At 52.0% G+C, this 888-nt stretch carries 1 protein-coding gene; it reads right to left on the bottom strand.

Annotated elements, in window-relative coordinates:
• The coding region (locus tag INT22_RS12420) for a DUF6694 family lipoprotein (RefSeq protein ID WP_446718949.1) at positions 1 to 729 on the bottom strand (729 nt) is incomplete at its 3' end.
• Positions 730 to 888 lie beyond the last annotated feature (159 nt).

Below are 888 nucleotides of genomic sequence, written 5' to 3'. Positions count from 1 at the left end.
GACCTCATTTTCGCTAAGCGATGGTGAGTTCCAAAGTGGCTCACCTTGCGCGTTATTTATCCCCAGTAGCGTTAAGGTTAGCTGTGAATCGCGGGGAATCTGATCATTACCCCAGGGGCCGAAGCGGTTGGGGGCAAGACTCCATTGTGCGGTCTCGCCGGGTGCCAGGCCGCCAGCAATAACATAGTAAAACGTTTCATCGACCCACGCTGTTTCGCGTCCTGGGCTGGTCAATACGCCATGTAAAAACAGTTCTGATACCTCTTGGTCAGAACCATTCGTTACCTGAAGATCAATGACAGGTTCGAATGCGCCATAGGGGCTGGTACTGATGTAGTAATCGGCACTTTCAATGCTCACCTGGGCGCGCTGTTGTTGATCGTGTTCGGCCCGCGCTTGTTTGGTTTCTAGACGATCAAGCGTTTGCAGCGCCTGCTCGCGTTCGCGGGCACGGCGTTCGCGCAGCATTTTATCGGCGCGCTCTATAATCTCATCACCCGTTAGGCCATGCATGTAGGCATTCGCTGACTCGGCAATTTCGGCGGCATTCATACGTTGGGCATTGAGTAAATCGATGCCGCTAAACGATGACATGGCAATGATCGTTAATGCTTGATCAAACTCATCGCGCTTGTAGGCGGGGAGTGAGTCGCGCACTTTCTCAACCGAAACTACGGCGGCTGGCATTGAGCTTGTGTCTATTTTGGGGTCTGAGCAACCCGCTATCATCAACGTGGTTAATGACAGTGCCGACAACCTAAGCAGGCTCCACATATAATTACCTCAAAACAGGCTAACAAAACGCAAGGAGCTTACCGGAAAGTGTTGCTTCCCACTACTATCTTGCGTCGTTGACATATAAAAAGCGCTGGCGTTGCAGCCAGCGCT

This window comes from Halomonas sp. 3D7M (genome assembly GCF_014897885.1).
Classification (GTDB): Bacteria; Pseudomonadota; Gammaproteobacteria; order Pseudomonadales; family Halomonadaceae; genus Vreelandella.
This window is presented reverse-complemented; position numbering and strand designations above follow the sequence as displayed.